This window comes from Microbispora bryophytorum, assembly GCF_043197435.1.
Lineage (GTDB): Bacteria > Actinomycetota > Actinomycetes > Streptosporangiales > Streptosporangiaceae > Microbispora > Microbispora bryophytorum.
The window spans coordinates 418846-437000 of record NZ_JBICTF010000003.1 but is presented as its reverse complement, the minus strand read 5'-3'; the positions used below and the strand labels follow the sequence as shown (position 1 = coordinate 437000).

At 72.0% G+C, this 18155-nt stretch carries 18 protein-coding genes; 7 read left to right on the top strand and 11 right to left on the bottom strand.

Features of this window, described 5'->3' with window-relative positions:
- Positions 1 to 70: 70 nt before the first annotated feature.
- Both ACGFIB_RS11340 and ACGFIB_RS11335 read left to right on the top strand, forming a co-directional pair.
- Positions 71 to 199, top strand: a complete 129-nt coding sequence (locus ACGFIB_RS11340) for a hypothetical protein (protein ID WP_263407641.1) — start codon at positions 71 to 73, stop codon at positions 197 to 199.
- A 103-nt stretch (positions 200 to 302) separates the two neighbouring features.
- Positions 303 to 932, top strand: coding sequence for a DUF6879 family protein (locus tag ACGFIB_RS11335; protein WP_357242516.1), 630 nt, complete (start codon positions 303 to 305; stop codon positions 930 to 932).
- A 32-nt stretch (positions 933 to 964) separates the two neighbouring features.
- Here the strand turns inward: ACGFIB_RS11335 and ACGFIB_RS11330 are convergent, their stop codons facing one another.
- From ACGFIB_RS11330 to ACGFIB_RS11315, 4 genes are all read right to left on the bottom strand, one after another.
- Positions 965 to 1453: a MarR family winged helix-turn-helix transcriptional regulator gene (locus ACGFIB_RS11330; protein ID WP_357242513.1), complete on the bottom strand. Its 489-nt coding sequence runs from the start codon at positions 1451 to 1453 to the stop codon at positions 965 to 967.
- Between the two features lie 171 nt (positions 1454 to 1624).
- The gene (locus tag ACGFIB_RS11325) at positions 1625 to 2035 is read right to left on the bottom strand and encodes a VOC family protein (RefSeq protein WP_393370731.1); all 411 of its coding nucleotides are present in this window, start codon (positions 2033 to 2035) and stop codon (positions 1625 to 1627) included.
- Complete coding sequence (gene mug, locus ACGFIB_RS11320; protein WP_393370728.1) at positions 2032 to 2712, bottom strand: G/U mismatch-specific DNA glycosylase; 681 nt, start codon at positions 2710 to 2712, stop codon at positions 2032 to 2034. The genes ACGFIB_RS11325 and mug overlap by 4 nt, the downstream gene beginning before the upstream one ends.
- A gap of 132 nt (positions 2713 to 2844) precedes the next feature.
- Positions 2845 to 3216, bottom strand: coding sequence for a DUF4267 domain-containing protein (locus ACGFIB_RS11315; protein WP_357242506.1), 372 nt, complete (start codon positions 3214 to 3216; stop codon positions 2845 to 2847).
- A gap of 88 nt (positions 3217 to 3304) precedes the next feature.
- On the opposite strand from ACGFIB_RS11315, the gene ACGFIB_RS11310 reads away from it, so the two are divergent.
- Positions 3305 to 3877 carry a TetR/AcrR family transcriptional regulator gene (locus ACGFIB_RS11310; RefSeq protein ID WP_357242503.1) on the top strand — a complete coding sequence of 191 codons (573 nt, stop codon included), beginning with the start codon at positions 3305 to 3307 and terminating at the stop codon, positions 3875 to 3877.
- Between the two features lie 16 nt (positions 3878 to 3893).
- On the opposite strand, the gene ACGFIB_RS11305 is transcribed toward ACGFIB_RS11310, so the two are convergent.
- Positions 3894 to 4490 (bottom strand): TetR/AcrR family transcriptional regulator, encoded by a 597-nt coding sequence (locus tag ACGFIB_RS11305; RefSeq protein ID WP_142571750.1) that lies wholly within the window; start codon positions 4488 to 4490, stop codon positions 3894 to 3896.
- Positions 4491 to 4596: 106 nt separating this feature from the next.
- On the opposite strand from ACGFIB_RS11305, the gene ACGFIB_RS11300 reads away from it, so the two are divergent.
- Positions 4597 to 6177 (top strand): MDR family MFS transporter, encoded by a 1581-nt coding sequence (locus ACGFIB_RS11300; RefSeq protein WP_457852309.1) that lies wholly within the window; start codon positions 4597 to 4599, stop codon positions 6175 to 6177.
- A 186-nt stretch (positions 6178 to 6363) separates the two neighbouring features.
- On the opposite strand, the gene ACGFIB_RS11295 is transcribed toward ACGFIB_RS11300, so the two are convergent.
- The 3 genes from ACGFIB_RS11295 to ACGFIB_RS11285 form a co-directional block, all read right to left on the bottom strand.
- Positions 6364 to 8850, bottom strand: coding sequence for a polynucleotide kinase-phosphatase (locus ACGFIB_RS11295; protein WP_393370723.1), 2487 nt, complete (start codon positions 8848 to 8850; stop codon positions 6364 to 6366).
- Complete coding sequence (locus tag ACGFIB_RS11290; protein WP_393370720.1) at positions 8847 to 10364, bottom strand: 3' terminal RNA ribose 2'-O-methyltransferase Hen1; 1518 nt, start codon at positions 10362 to 10364, stop codon at positions 8847 to 8849. Before ACGFIB_RS11290 ends, ACGFIB_RS11295 begins: the two co-directional genes overlap by 4 nt.
- A gap of 104 nt (positions 10365 to 10468) precedes the next feature.
- Complete coding sequence (locus ACGFIB_RS11285; RefSeq protein ID WP_393370717.1) at positions 10469 to 11386, bottom strand: LLM class F420-dependent oxidoreductase; 918 nt, start codon at positions 11384 to 11386, stop codon at positions 10469 to 10471.
- Positions 11387 to 11478: 92 nt separating this feature from the next.
- On the opposite strand from ACGFIB_RS11285, the gene ACGFIB_RS11280 reads away from it, so the two are divergent.
- The gene (locus ACGFIB_RS11280; RefSeq protein WP_393370714.1) at positions 11479 to 12618 is read left to right on the top strand and encodes a glycoside hydrolase family 18 protein; all 1140 of its coding nucleotides are present in this window, start codon (positions 11479 to 11481) and stop codon (positions 12616 to 12618) included.
- Positions 12619 to 12661: 43 nt separating this feature from the next.
- Here the strand turns inward: ACGFIB_RS11280 and ACGFIB_RS11275 are convergent, their stop codons facing one another.
- Positions 12662 to 13930, bottom strand: coding sequence for a class I SAM-dependent RNA methyltransferase (locus ACGFIB_RS11275; RefSeq protein WP_393370711.1), 1269 nt, complete (start codon positions 13928 to 13930; stop codon positions 12662 to 12664).
- The gene (locus ACGFIB_RS11270) at positions 13927 to 15969 is read right to left on the bottom strand and encodes an APC family permease (RefSeq protein ID WP_393370708.1); all 2043 of its coding nucleotides are present in this window, start codon (positions 15967 to 15969) and stop codon (positions 13927 to 13929) included. Before ACGFIB_RS11270 ends, ACGFIB_RS11275 begins: the two co-directional genes overlap by 4 nt.
- Before the next feature lie 106 nt (positions 15970 to 16075).
- Here ACGFIB_RS11270 and ACGFIB_RS11265 point away from each other — a divergent pair, with 106 nt between their 5' ends.
- Positions 16076 to 16744 carry a potassium channel family protein gene (locus ACGFIB_RS11265; protein ID WP_142571757.1) on the top strand — a complete coding sequence of 223 codons (669 nt, stop codon included), beginning with the start codon at positions 16076 to 16078 and terminating at the stop codon, positions 16742 to 16744.
- Positions 16744 to 17412, top strand: a complete 669-nt coding sequence (locus ACGFIB_RS11260) for a potassium channel family protein (RefSeq protein WP_142571758.1) — start codon at positions 16744 to 16746, stop codon at positions 17410 to 17412. Before ACGFIB_RS11265 ends, ACGFIB_RS11260 begins: the two co-directional genes overlap by 1 nt.
- Positions 17413 to 17472: 60 nt before the next feature.
- On the opposite strand, the gene ACGFIB_RS11255 is transcribed toward ACGFIB_RS11260, so the two are convergent.
- Positions 17473 to 18141: a DUF3159 domain-containing protein gene (locus ACGFIB_RS11255; protein WP_142571759.1), complete on the bottom strand. Its 669-nt coding sequence runs from the start codon at positions 18139 to 18141 to the stop codon at positions 17473 to 17475.
- Positions 18142 to 18155 lie beyond the last annotated feature (14 nt).

The following is an 18155-nucleotide window of genomic DNA, read 5'->3' as shown; positions in this document are numbered from 1 at the left end:
GGAGCGGCCAACGATCGACGTGTCGCCCTCGGGGGAGAGTTTGCGGCCACGCCGACGAACGGAGGGTGAGATGAAGCCGGCCGAGCCAGAACCCGAGGTGGTGCAGGAGACCGAAGCGACAGCGTGGACGAGGCAGATCAGGATCAGGCTGCTGGACGCGACGGAGACGGCCGTGTGCAGCAACTCGACGGGGAACTGATTCACCCGACGTCCGCGGAAGACCCACGCGCGCCACGTCTCCAAATCCGGGCCGGAGCTGGCGCGCTCCGACCAGCGATTCGGCTTCGGCCGAAGGAGATTTCATGCCCGGAGAAGCGTTCGAGCACGTCAGAAAGACCGCGGGAGAGGTGCTTCCCGCGGCGTCGTACCGGACCGAGCTCTACGACCACCTGCGCCGGATCGAGGGCGTGGTATGGAAGCTGGAACGCGCCCAGCACTTCCACGAACCCGACACCCCGAGTTGGGTGGCCATGATGAGCGGAGACTGGGACCGGTCGCTCGCGCTGATGGACGAGATGCGCTTCGCCGACGATCTGCCGCCCCGGGCGGAGCTGCGTCGCCTGCGGATCGTCGAGATGCCGCCGACGCCGTACCTGCAGTGGGAGATCGTCCTGCTCGCGGCGCGCACGCGGGCGGGCGAGCGGGCACGCGCGCTGCACACCCGGTCCGTACGCCACCTGGAGAACCGCGCGCCGCTGCCCGAGCTGCTGATCCTCGACCGGGACCTGATGTACGAGGTCCTCTACGACGAGATCGGCGCCCATGTGGGCGGACGACGGATCACCGACACCCGGGTCGTCGAGGACTGCGTCCGAGCCGTCGCCGAGCTGTACGCCGACGCCGAGGACATGGTGGCCTTCCACGACCGTGAGGTGACGCACCTGCCGCCGCCGGTCGCCCGGGGGATCCTGTCCCGCCCCGGCCACCCCTGAGACGGGCCCCACCCCCGCCGGCGGGGCAGGGCTCAGGCCCCGTCCCGCCGGTGTTCCTCCAGCGCCGCGCGCAGGAAGGCGAGCGTCGCGGCGGTCCGGGTGAGGTCGGCGGCCGGGACGGCGGCGGTGCGGGCCGCCAGCTCGTCCTTGAAAGTCGGGCGGGCCGCGGCCAGGAGCCGGGCCCCCTCCGGCGTGAGGCTGAGGACGGAGGACCGCCGGTCCTCCGGATGCGCGGCGCGCACGCACAGGCCCGCGCTCTCGATCCGGTCGACGGCCTTGCTCACGGCTCCGACGGTGATCCCCACCTCGCGCGCGATGTCGAGCACCCGGCACCCGGGGCGGCCGTCGATGATCCCCAGGAACTCGAACTGACCCAGGCCGATGCCGTGCTCGGCACGCAATCGGTCGTCCACCGCGTTGTACAGCCGGATCTCGACCCGGACGAGATCGGTGAACAGCCGTGTGATGTCCAGGGAATCGTCTTCCGAGGAATCGGATCGAGGATCGCATGTGCATTCCACGGAATACATCCTCTCACCCTGACCACATTGCAGGTCCGCAGAGCCGCCGCCGGCGCGAGGCCGTCGACGCCCTGCACCGCGACGCCCTGTCCATCCGAACCCGACGCCGGCGGAGCAGCGCGCCGGATTCGCCGACGCCCTCTCGCGGCAGCCCGCCGAAGGGGCCGACGGTCACACCTCGTGGGCCGTGAGCGGGGACCTGTCTCCGACGAGCCACAGGTGACCGAACGGGTCGAGGAAGCCGCCCTGGCGGTGAACGCCCCATGGCATCTCGTGGTCGCGAATCCGATCGACGCTCCCGTCGGCTCCGGCGGCCACGGCTCGCGCGATGAAGGCGTCGGGATCGTCGACGAATACCTCGACTCGCACGGTCCTCGTGCCCGCCTCGGTGGGAGTGGCCCAGCCGTTCTTCTCCGGCTCGCCAAGAAAGAAGGGTGCTCCACCGACCGTCAACCCGACGACCCCGCCGAGGTCCCACAGCGTGGTGGCGCCAAGCGCCTGTGCGTACCAGCGTGCGGCTGCGCTCGCGTCGGGCACGGCGAGCATCAGTGAGAGGACGGGGCGATCCGGTGCCGCTGTCATGGACGGCCTCCTTCGGGACGATCGGCCGGCGGATCCGACGTGGCGCGCCTCAGCCGTGCGTACTCGGCAGTGAGCTTATCGAGCTCAACATGGGCGGTCAGCCCAGTGAGATGGGCGGCAATACCTTTCCACAATGCCGGACGACTCGGCTGCCGCAGCTGCCGCATCAGCTCGGCGATCCGAGGTACGGTCCACGGCGCGTTCAGCCCGCTGGGGTTGGGCAGCACCCACAGCGCCGCCCCGCCGATCGTCTCCTCCTGCGGGCCGATCTGGGCGGCGGGGCGCGCGAAGGCGACCCGATAGGCCGACACCCCCGCTACCGCCAGGACGCGGGGGCGGACCTCCGCCACCAGCCGCGCGAGCCTCTCGCCGCCCACGCGGAGCTCCTCCGGGTCCAGCTCGCCGGCCCGGGCGGTCGCCCGGGCCACGATGTTGGTGATGCCCAGCCCATACGACGGGAGCAGGTGCTGCTCGGACGGCGCGAGCCTGCGCGGCACGAGACCGGACAGGTGCAGGGCGGGCCAGAACCGGTTACCCGGCCGGGCGAAGTGATGACCGGTCGCGGCCGAGTAGAGGCCGGGGTTGATCCCGCAGAACAGCACGTCGAGCCCGGGGCCGAGCACGTCCTCGATCGTCGCGTTTCTGGCCGCCTCGATGTCGGCCTTGGTGGGGGCCATGCCGCGATGCTAGTGCCCCCTCCCGCCGGTCCTCGCCCTGGGCGAATCCTGTCCTCGCGGCACGCGACCGGCCGTCCGCTCCCGGTCGCGTTCCAGACGGCGGCGGCGCGCAGGTGGTCGCCGGAACAGCGGTCAGACGGCGAAGAGCAGGGCGGCACTGATCAGAACCACCACGGCGGTCGCGAAATGGATGCCGAACGCGACCGCCCGGGTGCCGCCGTTGCGCAGCACGATCAGGGTGTCGCCCAGGGGGAGCAGGGCGACGATCAGCATGTACCAGGCCTCGGCGCGGGCGCCGGCGAAGACCAGCAGGGCCAGGCCCAGCAGACCGTAGCCTCCGTCACGCAGGCCCTTGATCGTCAGGTAGGCGACGTCGCCGTCCTTCTTGGCCGGGACGCCGTAGCCGGCGGCCGCGGCGTGGGGCACGAGCAGGAAGCGGGCTCCGATGAACAGGACGAACAGGTTGAGGACGACGGCGAGGCCGTAAGCGATGGGGGTGAGCACGTCTCTCTCCATAATCTAGCGGTGCTAGGAACGAGAACGACGCTAGCGGAGCGCCGCAACGAACGCTAGCGCTGCTAGAATTCCAAGCATGTCGATCCAGTCGCGCAGAGAGCGCGAGCGCGCCGAGCGGGAGAAGCTGATCGTCACGGCGGCCAGGGAGCTCGCCGAGGCCGAGGGCTGGGAGGCGGTGACGACGCGGCGGCTGGCCGAGCGGGTCGAATACAGCCAGCCGGTGCTCTACAGCCATTTCAAGAACAAGGTCGCGATCATGGCGGCGGTCGCCGTGGAGGGCTGCGCCGACCTGGCCGACGAGCTGCGCGCGGCCCGGACCGCCGCGCCGGACGCCCGCCGCGCGCTCGCCGACGTCGGCGCGGCCTACGCGGCTTTCGCCGAGCGGCGCCCGGCCCTCTACGACGCGATGTTCAGCCAGTTCGTCGCGCTGCCGTTCGCGACCCCCGAGGCGCCGCCCGCCCTGCACGCGGCCTTCGGCGAGCTGGTCGAGGCCGTCCGCCCTCACGCGGGCGGCGACGACCTGCCCCTGCTCACCGAGACCTTCTGGGCCGCCCTGCACGGACTGGTCACCCTCATGCGCGACGGGCGGCTCCCGCGCGAGCACCACGACCACAGGCTCGCGCTGCTCCTGGCCCGTTTCACGGGCTGAGCCCGAAACCGGCGGCTCAGCGGAAGGGCCGCGCCATCTCGTCGAGAGCCTGCTCCATGATCCGGAAGAGCGGGCGGGCCTCCTGCTCCTCGATCCAGATGTGCGTCGCGATGCGCAACGCGGCGAGGAACGCGGCGGCCATGGTCCGGCACTTCAGGTCGGCGGCCGGCTCTCCCGCCCCGTCGCGGTCGGAGATCGCCTGGACCAGCTCCCGTTCGAGTGCGGCGTGGTTGGCGAGCTGCCGGGCGAGCAGGGACGGGTGGCGCTTGGTGAGCGTGGTGCGCACCGCCCACTCCCGGTCGGGCTCGCCCACGTCCTCCAGCTCGTCGCGCACCGCCGCGCGCAGCGCCTGCCAGCCCGACTCCCCTGCCGGCCGTTCGCGGATCGCCCGCACCAGTGACCGGACGCGCTGCTCCTCGCCGTACAGGAGGGCGTCCTCCTTGCTGCCGAAGTAGTTGGAGAAGGTCCGGCGCGAGATGTTGGCGGCCTCCACGATGTCGTCGACGGTGACGTGGTCGAGCCCTCGATCCACGGCGAGCCGCAGCGCGGCCTTGTGGATGGCCTGCCGCGTCTCGGCCTTCTTACGCTCGCGCAACCCCGCCGTCGTCTCCATGGTGGGCTTCAGCTTAGCCGCTTAAACATTGCCTATTGCGCAAACTTGCCCAGTGGGCATGTAATCTTGGATCAGTTGTCCTCACCCATCCGATTGGAGGCTGCGCGTGAGCGCACCCACGCTGCCGGAGGCCGGGCCGAAAAGCCAACGGCAGGTACTCGAAGCGCTGAGCGGGCTGCTCCTCGTCCTGTTCATCGCGATGATCAGCAGCACGATCGTGTCGGTCGCGCTCCCCCAGATCATCGGTGCGCTGAACGGCACCCAGTCGCAGTACACCTGGGTGGTCACCGCGGCGCTGCTCACCACGACCGCCTCGACCCCCATCTGGGGCAAGCTCGCCGACCTGTTCAGCAAGAAGCTGCTGATCGAGGTCGCCATCGGCATCTTCCTTATCGCCTCGTTCGCCTGCGGTTTCGCCCAGAGCACCCCGATGCTGATCGCCTTCCGCGCGGTCCAGGGCCTGGGCATGGGCGCCCTGCAGATCCTGGTCCAGGTCGTCATCGCCGCGATGATCCCGCCGAAGGAGCGCGGCAAGTACAACGGGTACCTCGGCGCGGTCATCGCCGTGGCCACGGTCGGCGGCCCGCTGCTCGGCGGTCTGATCACCGACACCTCGTGGCTCGGCTGGCGGTGGTGCTTCTTCCTGCCGATCCCGTTCGCACTCGTCGCCCTGGTCGTCCTGCACCGCACGCTCAACGTGGCGTCCATCCGCCGTCCGGAGACCTCGGTCGACTACGTGGGCGCCCTCCTGATCGCGATCGGCGTGAGCGTCCTGCTGGTCTGGGTGACGTTCGTCGGCAACTCCTTTGACTGGATCTCCTGGCAGACCCTCGCCATGGTCGGCGCCGCGATCGTGCTGCTGGTCCTGGCCGTGTGGGTCGAGACCGTGGTCCGGGAGCCCGTCGTCCCTCTGCACGTCGTGCGGCGGCGGGTGCCCGCCCTCGCGATCCTGGCCAGCCTGGCCGTGGGCATGGCGATGTTCGGCGGCGCCGTCTTCCTGGGGCAGTACTTCCAGATCGGCCGCGGCTACAGCCCCACCGAGGCGGGCCTGCTCACCATCCCGATGATGTTCGGCGTCCTCGTGTCGTCCACGATCTCGGGGCGGATGGTGTCCCGCAGCGGACGGGTCAAGCCGTACATCCTCGTCGGCTCGATCGTGCTCACGCTCGGCTTCGCGGCCCTGTCCGCAGTCGACCACGAGACCTCGCTGGTCCTCGTCGGCGCGGGGATGCTGGTGGTCGGGGTCGGCGTCGGCATGTCCATGCAGAATCTCGTCCTGGCCGTGCAGAACACCGTCCCGCTGCGTGAGCTGGGCGCGGCCAGCGGCGCCGTCACGTTCTTCCGCTCGCTGGGCGGCACGATCGGCGTCTCGATCCTCGGCGCGGTGCTGGCGAACCGGGTCACCGAGAACATCGTCGCGGGCCTCGCGAAGGCCGGCATCCAGCCGGCCGGGCTGCAGGATGGCGGCACCCTCAACATCAAGGCGATGCCCGAGCCGATCCGCAGCATCGTGCGCGCCGCCTACGGCGACGCCACCGGCCACATCTTCCTCATCTCGGCCTGCATCGCGGTCGTCGGCGTCCTCGCCGTGCTGTTCCTCCCGCAGGTGCGGCTGCGCGACAGCGTCGACCTGGCCGAGCCGGCCGCCGCCGGATCGGACGCGCCCGCCGCGGCCGAGCCCCGCTGAGCCCTGTCCGCCGAACCCTGTCCGCTGAACCCTGTCCCCTGAACCCTGCCCCCGGGTACGGCTTCCCGGATACGGCCCCTGAACCCTGCCCCCGGGTACGGCTTCCCGGATACGGCCCCTGAGCCCGGCCCCCGGGTACGGCTCCCGTCGCGTGAGCGGGAGGCCGTACCCGGGGGCCGTCCGGTGTCACAGACGGGGATCGACCGGCTCGGACTCCAGCGCGAGGACGGCGAAGACCGCCTCGTGGATCCGCCACAGCGGCTCGCCCTCGGCCAGGCGCGTCAGCGCCTCCAGGCCGAGGGCGTGCTCCCGCAGCGCCAGTGACCGCTTCCTGCCGGTGAACCTGCGCCGCAGCACGTCGAGCGACTCCGTGTAGTCGGGGCCGTAGATGATCCGCAGATACTCACGGCCCCGCACCTTCACGCCCGGCTGCACCCGTCCCTCCTGATGCGCGGCCGGTTTGACCACCATGCCCTCTCCCCCGGCCTCGGTCAGCGCCGTCCACCACGCGATGGCCGCCTCCCGCTCCTCCGGCGAGTCGAGGGAGACGAACACGTGACGGGTCGGCGTCACGAGCGGCGAGTCCATCAGGCCGAGCGTCTTCAGGTGCCACTCGTGCGGCTCCTCCACCGCCGTCGCCCTGCCCTCGCAGGCGAGGATCTGGAACGGCGCGAGCCGTACGCCGTCGAGGCCCGAGACCGGCCAGCAGTAACGGGCATAGGCGTCGCGGAACCGGGCAGCGTTGTGGGCACGGCGGCGGGTGCGGTCGAGCAGAGCGCCTACGTCCAGGCCACGTCCCGCCGCCGACTCCAGCGCCGCCACCGCCTCGGGCAGCGCCACCCGGGCGGCCGCCCCCACCGAGGCGTACTGGTCGCGGATCAGCCCCTCCGCCTTGGCCGACCACGGCAGCAGCTCGCAGTCGAGCACCACCCAGTCGGTCTCCAGCGCCTCCCACAGCGGCGCGGCCGCCTCGCGCAGCCGGTCCACCAGTTCCGGCCCGCGCTCGTCGAAGAAGGGCCGACCGGTGCGGGTGTAGACGCTGCCCGTCGTGCCGTCGGCGACACCGAAGCGGCGGGCCGCGGCCTCCGGCGTCCGCGCCAGCACGGCGATCGCCCGCGAACCCATGTGCTTCTCCTCGCACACCACCCGGGTCACCCCCGCCCGCGCGAACTCGTCGAACGCCTCGGCCGGGTGCTCCAGGAAGCCCTCCAGCGCGGAGGTCTCCGGCGGAGCCATGGTCGGCGGGAGGTAGACAAGCCAGCGGGGGTCCACGGCGAACCGGCTCATGATCTCCAGCGCGGCGCGGGAGTTCTCCTCCGCGATCCTGATCCGGCCGCCGGACCGCGTCTCCACGAAGCGGGTGCCGTCCACGTCGCCGATGTCCAGCACACCGGGGTCGCGGGCCGGGGCCGACGCCGCCAGGGGCCGCGTGGGCTCGTACCAGACCTTCTCCGCCGGGACCGAGACGAGCTCGCGCTCGGGGTAGCGCAGGGCGGTCAGCCGCCCGCCGAAGACCACGCCGGTGTCGAGGCAGATGGTGTTGTTGACCCACTCCGGCTCCGGCACCGGGGTGTGCCCGTAGACGACCATGGCGCGCCCCCGGTAGTCGTTCGCCCAGGGGTAGCGCACCGGCAGGCCGTACTCGTCGGTCTCCCCGGTCGTGTCGCCGTACAGCGCGAACGCCCGCACCCGCCCGGAGGCCCGTCCGTGATAGGCCTCCTTGAGCCCCGCGTGCGCGACCACCAGCCTGCCGCCGTCGAGGCGGTAGTGGCTGATCAGACCGTCCATGAACGTCCTGGCGGCCGCGCGGAACTCCTCCGGCTCGGCGGCGAGCTGCTCCAGCGACCGCTCAAGGCCGTGGGCGACCCGCACCTTGCGGCCGTCGAGGGCCCGCACCAGCTTCTGCTCGTGGTTGCCGGACACACACAGCGCGGTCCCCGCCTCGACCATGCTCATGACCAGCCGCAGCACGCCCGGCGTGTCCGGGCCGCGGTCGACCAGGTCGCCGACGAAGACCGCCGTACGCCCCTCGGGGTGGACGGCGCCGTCCGGCCCGACCTTCCAGCCGAGCCGCACCAGCAGGGACTCCAGCTCGGCCCGGCAGCCGTGCACGTCGCCGATGACGTCGAACGGCCCGGTGAGGTGGGTCTTGTCGGTCCACGCCTTCTCGTGCGTGATGGTCACGTCGTCGATCTCGTCGCCGTGCAGCACATGGACCCGGCGGAAGCCGTCCTTGGCGATCTTGCCGAGCGACCGGCGCAGCTCCTTGCGCTGCCGGGTGATCACGTGGGGGCCGAAGGCCCGGTCGGGGCGGGCCGCGTTGCGGGCACGCGCCACCTCCTCCGGCGCGTCGAGCACGATGGCGTCCGCGAGCACGTCGTGAGATCTGGCCAGCTCGATGAGCTTCTTGCGGGCCTCCCACTGCACGTTGGTCGCGTCCACCACCGTGAGGAGGCCCCGCCGCAGGCGGATGCCCACGATGTGGTGGAGCAGGTCGAACGCCTCGGGCGTGGCCGTCTGGTCGTTCTCGTCGTCGGCGACCAGGCCGCGGCAGAAGTCGGACGAGACGACCTGCGTGGGCGCGAAGTGCCGGGCCGCGAATGTCGACTTGCCGCTCCCGGAGATGCCGACGAGCACCACCAGCGACAGCTCCGGCACGCTGATCTCGGTCACGACCGCTCCTCCCTCCTGCTGAAGACCGCCATCTGGGTGGGCGGGCCCACCTCGGGGTCGTCCTCTCCGACCGGCCGCACATCGGCCGCGTAGCCGTACGTCTCGCACACGCCCGCCACCCATCGGGCGAACTCCGCCCGGCTCCACTCGAACCGGTGGTCGGGGTGGCGGCGCGCCCCCGCGAGCAGCTCGTACCTGACGTTGTGCTCCACGTTGGGCGTGGTGACGATCACGTGTGCGGGCCGCGCCGTGCCGAAGACCACCCGTTCGAGCGCGGGCAGGCGCGGCGGGTCCACATGCTCGACGACCTCCATCAGCACCGCGGCGTCGTACCCGGCAAGGCGCGCGTCGGTGTAGGTCAGCGAGCCCTGGAACAGCTCCAGCCTGGCCCGCTTGGCGTCCGGCATCCGGTCGGTGCGCAGGCGGCGGTCGGCCATCGCGAGCGCGCGGGCCGAGACGTCCATACCGGCCACCTTGGCGAAGGCCGGGTCGGCCAGCAGCGCCGACAGCAGCTGCCCCGAGCCGCAGCCGAGGTCGAGCACGGTGCGGGCGCCGACCTCCCGCAGCACCGCCACGACGGCCTCCCGGCGCAGCGTGTTCAGCGGCACCCGCTCCTCACCCGCCCCGTCACCGGGCTTGTCCTCGGGCTGGTCTCCGGGCTTGTCCTCAGGCTTGTCACTGAGGTTGTCACGGGGCTCGTCAGCGGGCCTGTCATCGGAGACAGCCTCGGCGCCCGGCTCCTCCTCCACCGGCGGGTCCAGGCTCTCCTCCACGTCGTCGCCCAGCTCCGCGAGACGGGCGAAGGCGGCGCGGGTGAGCGCCCACCGCCGGCCGAGATACCGACGGGTGATCAGGCCCTTGTCCGGATGGCCGGCCAGCCAGCCCTCTCCGGCGCGGACGAGCTTGTCGACCTCGTCGCCCGCCAGCCAGTAGTGCTTGGCGTCGTCCAGCACCGGCAGCAGAACGTACAGGTGGTTGAGCGCGTCGGCCAGGCGCACATCGCCGCGCAGCGCGAGCCGTACGTACCGGGACTCGCCCCACTCGGGGAAACCGGGGTCCAGCGGCACGGCCTCGGCTCCGACCTCCCAGCCCAGCGGCCCGAACAGCCGGTGCGCGAGATCGGCCCCGCCCCGGCACGGCAGGGCGGGCAGGCCGATCTCCAGGGGAATCGGCCCGTCCGCGAGGTCCTGCCGCGAGGCGCACCGGCCGGTCCGCGCCGTGCGGAACACGTCGGCGAGCGCCGACGCCAGCAGGGAGGACGCGGCGTACGGCCGGTCGTTGACGTACTGCCCCAGGGAGAAGTCGGGCGAGGACGAGCCCCTCGAACGGGCCAGCCGCACCGGGTCGATCTCCAGCAGCAGCGCCGCGGTGCACCGATCCTCGCCCGCCTGTGGGTAGAAGACCCGCGCCGTGCCGGACGACTGCTCGAACTCCTGCACCCGGTCGGGGTGCTTGTGCAGGAGGAAGCCGAGGTCCGTGGCAGGCCGCAGAGTCGTCGAGATCGTGAGGAGCACCCGACAAAGTGTGCCGGATGCCCCTTTCGACCGGCTATGGCTTTTCAAGCCTGTGGGCTCACACGTGCGGAAGCACCCTTCTTACACGTGCGGAAGCACCCTTCTTACACGTGCGGAAGCACCTCGGCCGCGATCAGCTCCAGGTGCTCCAGGTCGTGCAGGTCGAGAACCTGCAGGTAGAGACGCTCGGCGCCCATCTCGGTGAACCGGCCGATCTTGTCCACGATCTCCTGCGGCGTGCCCGCCAGCCCGTTGACACGCAGCTCGTCGACATTGCGGCCGATACTGGCGGCCCGCCGGGCGATCTCCGCCTCGTCCCGCCCGGCGCAGACGATCTGCGCCGCCGACAGCAGGACGGTCTCCCGGCCCGCGGCGTCGCACGCCTGCCTGACCCGGTCGAAGGCCGCGGCGGTGTCCTCGGGAAGGTGGAACGGCACGTTGTACTCGTCGGCGAACCGCGCGACCAGCCGCGGCGTCCGCTTGGCGCCGCCGCCGCCGATGATGACGGGCGGCCGGGGCCGCTGGGCCGGCTTGGGCAGCCCCGGGGAGTCGGCCAGCCGATAGTGCGCGCCCTCGAAGGAGAACGGCTTGTCCGCCGCCCACAACCCGGTGACGATCTCGAGCTGCTCCTCCAGGCGCTCGAACCGCTCGCCCAGGGAGGGGAAGGGGATCCCGTACGCCGTGTGCTCCTCCTCGAACCAGCCGGTGCCGAGACCCAGCTCCACGCGGCCGCCGCTCATCTGGTCGACCTGGGCCACGCTGATCGCCAGCGGACCGGGCAGCCGGAACGTCGCGGCGCTCACGAGCGTGCCCAGCCGGATGCGCGAGGTCTCCCGCGCGAGACCGGCCAGGGTGATCCACGCGTCGGTCGGGCCCGGGGCCGGGTCGCCGTCGCCCATCCGCAGGTAATGGTCGGACCGGAAGAACGCGTCGAACCCGAGCCGCTCGGCCGCCTGCGCCACCCTGAGCAGATCGTCGTAGCTCGCCCCCTGCTGGGGCTCGGTGAAGATCCTCAATTTCATCCGTCCATTATCCCCGCCCCCGCGACCGCCGCTTGCTAGAGTGCGAGCCGCCTGTGCGTAACGTAGTCGCATCACAACTCAGGGTGGTGAGCGTGGACTCCGCACGTCATTCCCGCGAAGCGGGCCGCCCCTCGCGCTCCCTCGTCTTCCTGGCCTCGGCCGCGCTCGTCGCGGGCACCGGCGCGGCGCTGTGGGCCCTGCCCGCCGCCCCGACCGGCGGCTGGGCCGCGACGCCCGGGGGCGAGCCCGGGGTCACGGCCGGCGGTGGGACGTCTCCGGCCTCGCCGGTGCCGGAGACGCTGGTCGCCGCGCGCCAGACCGTCACCTCGCCGGCCCCGCCCGCCGCCGCGCCCCCGGCCGACGAGCCCGCGGCCCGTTATCGGGGGTTCCTCGACGCCGCCGGTGCGCCGCGCCCGGAACTGCTGCGGGCGGGGGTGCGCTCGTTCGCCATCGGGCACATCGTCGCCGGCCCGGGCGGCTGTGCTCCCCACTGGGCGGGGGCGCAACCGCGGGGCGGATACTCCGTCACCGCGCGGGTCGACCGGCTGCGGGCCGACGGCCGCGAGGTGTGGGCGGCGTTCGGCGGGCCGTACGGGCAGGAGCTGGCGGTCACCTGCGAGGATCCGGCCCGGCTGCTCGCCGCCTACCGCCATGTCGTGTCGGCGCTCGACCCTCCCGGCGTCGACTTCGAGGCCGGTGGGGCGGCCGGCCCCGCCGCCGTCCGCCGCCGCGCCGCCGCCGTCTCCCGGTTGCAGCGCGACGCGCGGTCGCACGGCCGCTCCCTGCGGGTCACGTTCACCCTTCCCGCCTCCCGGCGCGGCCTGGAGCCCGCCGACCAGGAGATGCTGCGGGCGACCCGCGAGGAAGGCGTGGAGATCGAGTCCGTCGGCCTGCTCGTGCCGATCGCCTCCGGCGTCTCGAACCTCCACGACCTGGCCGTCGCCGCGCGGGCGGCGCGCCTCCAGATCGCCACGGCGCTGGACGTGCCGCCCGACCGGGCATGGCGGCGGATGGGCCTCGCGCCGGTCCTGGCCGGCGCCGGCGACCTCGGCATGGACGAGGCCGGGCGGCTGGCCGCGTTCCGGGCCCGCAACGGCCTGGGCTGGCTGTCCCTGCGGGGCGCCAGTCCGGCCGACGACGTCGTACGGATCCTGACCCGGCCGTCGCACCCCGACGCGGGCGTCGCCCGCCCCGAGGTCGCGCCCGGGGCCCCTCCCGTCCGCCCCCGGTGATCCTTCTGGGCGGCGCCGCGCTCGTCGGGCGAGCGGCGCGGGCTCAGTCCCTGACGAGCAGCGCGACGCACTCCACGTGGTGGGTCATGGGGTACTGGTCGAAGGCCCGGAGGTCCTCCAGCCGGTAGCCGTGCCCGGCGAACCAGGCGACGTCCCTGGCCAGGGTGGCCGGGTCGCACGACACGTACACCACGCGCGAGGCCTCCAGGCCGGCGACGCGCTCGACCACGGGACGGCCGAGACCCGCGCGGGGCGGGTCGGCCACCACCAGGTCGGCCCGTTCGATCCGCAGCCGGTCGAGCGCCTCCTCGACCCTGCCCCGCTCTACCTGCGCCTGCGGCAGGTCACGCAGGTTGAACCGGGCGTCCTGCGCCGCCTGCGGCTCGGACTCGATGCCGAGCACGGCGCCCTCGGGGCCGACGGCCTCGGCGAGCCCGGCGGCGAACAGACCGGCGCCGCAGTAGAGGTCGAGCGCCCACTCCCCCGGCTCGGGCCGGCCGAGGTCGAGCACCGCACCGAGCAGCGTGGCCGCCGCGCCCGGGTGGACCTGCCAGAATCCGCTCGCGGTGACCCGGAAGTCCCGCTCGCCCACCCGCTCGGTCAGCGAGGCCCGGCCACGCAACGCCCGCGTACCCCGCCTGCCCTCGTCGAGCAGGACCGAGGCGTCCACGTCCGGGATGTCCGCCCGGCGGCGCGGGACGGGTTCGACGATCACGGCGCGGTCGCCGCCGGAGGCGGCCACCACCTCGACCGCGGCGGCCCCCGGCCAGGCCAGGCGTTCCGCGCCGACCTCCTCGACGGCGGGGTGCGCGATGAGGCACTCGGTGACGTGCTCGATGTCGTGCGACCGGTGCCGCCGCAGCCCCGCCGTGCCGTCCCGCTCCACGGCGAACCGCACGCGGGTGCGCCACCCGAGGCCGTTCTCCGCCCCCGGCACCTCCTCGACCACGACCTTGAGGTCGAGGCTCGCCAGGCGCCGGAACTGCTCGGCGACCACATCGGCTTTCAACCGGCGCTGCGCCTCCAGCGACGCGTGCTGCCAGTCGCAGCCGCCGCAGCGGCCGGGGCCGGCGAACGGGCAGGGCGGCGTGACCCGGTCGGGTGAGGGCTCCAGGACCTCGACCGCGTCGGCCCGCAGGAACCTCGTGGTCTCCTCGGTGACCTCGGCGACCACCCGCTCGCCGGGCAGGGCGTGCCGGACGAAGACCACCCGGCCCTCGTGCCTGGCCACACACCAGCCGCCGTTGGCGACGGTGTCCACCGTCAGTTCGAGCCGTTCGCCGGCCATGTCGGCCTCTTTCGTATCGGTCATGCCTTGACCTGTGTGTCCTTCGGTGGGTGCTGATAGGAGCGGCGGGAGGCGCCGGGAGCGGATGGCTCCCTGCGGCCCTTGAGGCGGTCGGAGGAGGCGAGCTGGAACGGCACGCTCGTGACCATGACCCCGGGCTTGAACAGCAGTCGTCCCTTGAGCCGCAGCGCGCTCTGGTTGTGCAGCAGGTGCTCCCACCAGCGGCCGACCACGTACTCGGGGATGTAGACCGTCACGACGTCGCGCGGCGAGCGCCGCCGCAGCGATTTCACGTATTCGAGCACCGGGCCGGTGATCTCCCGGTACGGCGAGTCGAGGATCTTCAGCGGCGCCTCGATGCCGCGCCGATCCCATTCCTCTCTGAGCCTGTTCGCCTCGTCGGCGTCCACGCTGACGGACACGGCCTCCAGGGTCGACGGACGAGTCGCTCTGGCGTACGCGAGCGCGCGGAGCGTCGGCTTGTGGATCTTCGAAACGAGCACGATCGCGTGGTTGCGGGCGGGCAGCAGCGACTCCTCGCTCTCATGCCCCTCCGGCGCGGCGAGTTCCTCGGCGACCCGGTCGTAGTGGCGCCTGATGCCCTTCATCATGAGGAAGAGCACCGGCATCGCGATGCAGACGATGTACGCGCCGTGCGTGAACTTGGTGGCGAGCACGACGACCAGCACGAGCCCGGTCATGACCGCGCCGAAGCCGTTGATCACCCGTGAGCGCATCATGTGGAAGCGCGCCCTCGCGTCGGTCTCGGTCCTCAGGTGACGGGTCCAGTGCCGGACCATGCCGATCTGGCTGAGGGTGAACGAGACGAACACGCCGACGATGTAGAGGTTGAGCAGCTTGCTCACGTCCGCGTCGAACGCCCAGATCAGCAGGCAGGCTCCGGCCGCGAGGATGACGATGCCGTTGCTGAACGCGAGGCGGTCGCCCCGGGTGTGGAGCTGACGCGGCAGGTAACGGTCCTGGGCGAGGATCGAGCCGAGCACCGGGAAACCGTTGAACGCGGTGTTGGCGGCCAGGAACAGGATGAGTGCGGTCACCGCGGCGATCACGACGAACAGGAACGAGCCGTGACCGAAGACGGCGGAGGCGACCTGGGCGATGATCGGCTGCTGGTAGTAGCCGGGCCCGGCCGGGTGCCCGGCGATGATGACGTCCCTGGCCACAAACGCCGGGTCGGTCAGCTTCACGCCCGACTTGAGGCCGAGGAAGATGATCCCGCTGAACATCGTGACCGCGATGAGGCCCATCATGAGCAGCGTGGTCGCGGCGTTCTTGCTCTTGGGCTTGCGGAAGGCGGGCACGCCGTTGCTGATCGCCTCGACGCCGGTGAGCGCGGCGCATCCGGACGAGAAGGCGCGCAGCACCAGGAACGCCATCGCGAATCCGGCGAGATCGGCCTGCTGCCCGATGATCCGGTAATCGGCGGTGGGTGCGCGCAGGTCGTCGCCGAGCACGACCAGCCGGAACAGGCCCCACGCGACCATGCCGATGACCGCGATCATGAAGGCGTAGGTCGGAACGGCGAACGCGACACCCGATTCCCGGAGGCCGCGCAGGTTCATGATCGTCAAGAGTGTGACGATGGCTACCGCCACCAACGGGCGGTGTTCGGCGACGAAGGGGATCGTCGCGCCCACGTAGTCGGCGCCGTTGGCCACCGACACCGCCACGGTCAGCACGTAGTCGACGAGCAGGGCGCTCGCGACGGTCAGCCCCGCGGTCGGGCCCAGGTTCGTCGTCGCCACCTCGTAGTCGCCGCCGCCGCTGGGATAGGCGTGCACGTTCTGCCGGTAGGAGGCGACCACCGTGAGCATGACGAGGACGACGCCCGCCGCGACCCACGGGCTGACGCTGTAGAGGCCGACCCCGCCGATCGACAGGATGACCAGAATCTCCTGCGGTGCGTACGCGACCGACGACAGTGCGTCACTGGCGAACACGGGCAGTGCCACGCGCTTGGGCAGCAACTGATGGTGGAGCGCGGTGCTCCGCAGAGCTCGCCCCACGAGGAGCCGCTTGACAAGATCTGGCACCTTCGACACGTCTGTTGAGCCTAGTCCCCCGGCGCCGCGCCCGGGTCATGCGGTGGCGCGGAGTGGCGACATACTGTCTGCAAGAGGAGACCGCCACAACCCACGGCGGGGGAGCATGCATATTGTGATCATGGGATGTGGCCGGGTCGGCTCGACCCTGGCGCACATCCTTGAGGACAACGGGCACTCGGTCGCCGTGATCGACCGCGACCCGCAGGCCTTCCGGCGGCTGCGGGCCGGCTTCCGGGGCCGCAGGGTCACCGGCATCGGCTTCGACCGCGACGTGCTCGAAGAGGCCGGCATCACCTCGGCCGCCGCCTTCGTCGCCGTGAGCAGCGGGGACAACTCCAACATCATCTCCGCCCGGGTCGCCCGGGAGATGTTCGGCGTGGACACCGTGGTCGCCCGCATCTACGACCCTCGCCGCGCCGAGGTCTACCAGCGGCTCGGCATTCCCACCGTGGCGACGGTCCGCTGGACCGCCGACCAGATCCTTCGCCGGGTGCTGCCCGAGGGCGCCGAGCCCCTCTGGCGGGACCCGACCGGCACGGTCATCCTCGCCGAGGTGGCCTTCCACCAGGGCTGGATCGGCACCCGGGCCAGGGTGATCGAGGACGTCACCGGCGCGCGCGTGGCCTTCGTCAACCGCATGGGCGAGGCGCTCGTGCCGAAGGACGCCACCGTCCTCCAGGAAGGTGACCTCCTCCACCTGGTCGCCGCCGAGAACGAGATGGACCGAATCAACAAGGCGCTGTCCGCCCCGCCGTCCGACGAGGAGCACTGATGCGCGTCACCATCGCCGGCGCGGGAGCCGTCGGCCGTTCCATCGCGGCGGAGCTCCTGGAGAACGGTCACGAGGTCCTGCTCATCGATATCGACCCCCGCGCCATCAAGATCGACAGCGTGCCGCGGGCCGAGTGGCTGCTCGCCGACGCCTGCGAGATCTCCTCGCTGGACGAGGCCGGGCTGAACAGTTGCCAGGTCGTGATCGCCGCCTCGGGCGACGACAAGGTCAACCTCGTGGTCTCGCTGCTCGCCAAGACCGAGTACGGCGTGCCGCGGGTGGTCGCCCGGGTCAACCACCCCAAGAACGAGTGGCTGTTCAACGAGTCGTGGGGCGTGGACGTCGCCGTCTCCACCCCGCGCCTGCTGTCGGCCCTGGTCGAGGAGGCGGTCAGCGTCGGCGACCTGGTGCGCCTGATGACCTTCCGGCAGGGCCAGGCCAACCTGGTGGAGCTCACGCTGGCCGATGACGCCCCGGTGGTGGGTCAGCGGGCCGGCTCGGTGCCGTGGCCGGTGGACTCCGCCCTCGTGGCGATCCTGCGCGAGGGCCGGGTGCTGGTCCCCTCGGCCGACGACCCGCTGGAGGCCGGCGACGAGCTGCTGTTCGTGGCCAGCCAGGAGGTCGAGAACGAGCTCACCGAACTGCTGTCGGCCCACGGGCGTCCCTGACCCGCGTACGACTCAGGCCCCGGGTACACTGCCCGGGGCCTGGTCGTTTCCGCGTGATCGTCAGATGGACGGCTGCGCCGGCGGCTGCATCGGAGTGCGGCCCCGGGCGAGCACCCACACCATCGCGCCGAGCGCCGCGACCTGCAGCGGCCAGCCGAGAGCGATCTTGGCCACGCCGAGGGCGGTCACCTGGTCCGCCCAGTAGAGCGGCAGCTGGACCATCACCCGCAGCAGGCACGGCAGCATGAGCAGCCACGTGAGCCGCGAGCACAGCCGGACCAGCGCGGAGTCGCCGTGCCAGGCCGTCGGGTCGCCGGTCACCGAGCCGATCAGGAAGCCCACGACCGGCCAGCGGACCACGATCGACAGCAGCATGCCGGCGGCGTAGGCCCCGTTGTAGAGGATCCCGGGCAGGAACACGTCCTTGGCGTCGCCGGTGCGGGCCGCGAAGAACGCGCCGATCCCGATGCCGACGAGGCTGTTGAGCACGAACTGCGGCGTGGTGCGCTGCGCGAGCCGCACCAGCAGAAGCACCACCGCCGAGGCGATGCCGACGATCAGCGAGGGCTTCAGCTCGTTGGTGCCCATCCACGTGCCGGTGAAGGCGAGCGTGGGCACCGCCGCCTCGACGATCCCGCGCCTGCCGCCCAAGGCCTTGCTCATCTGTGCGCGAACCGCCGCCTCGACGGTGGCGTGCGCCGCGGGGGCCGTCATGTCCGCTGTGCTCATACGGTCTCCTGAGA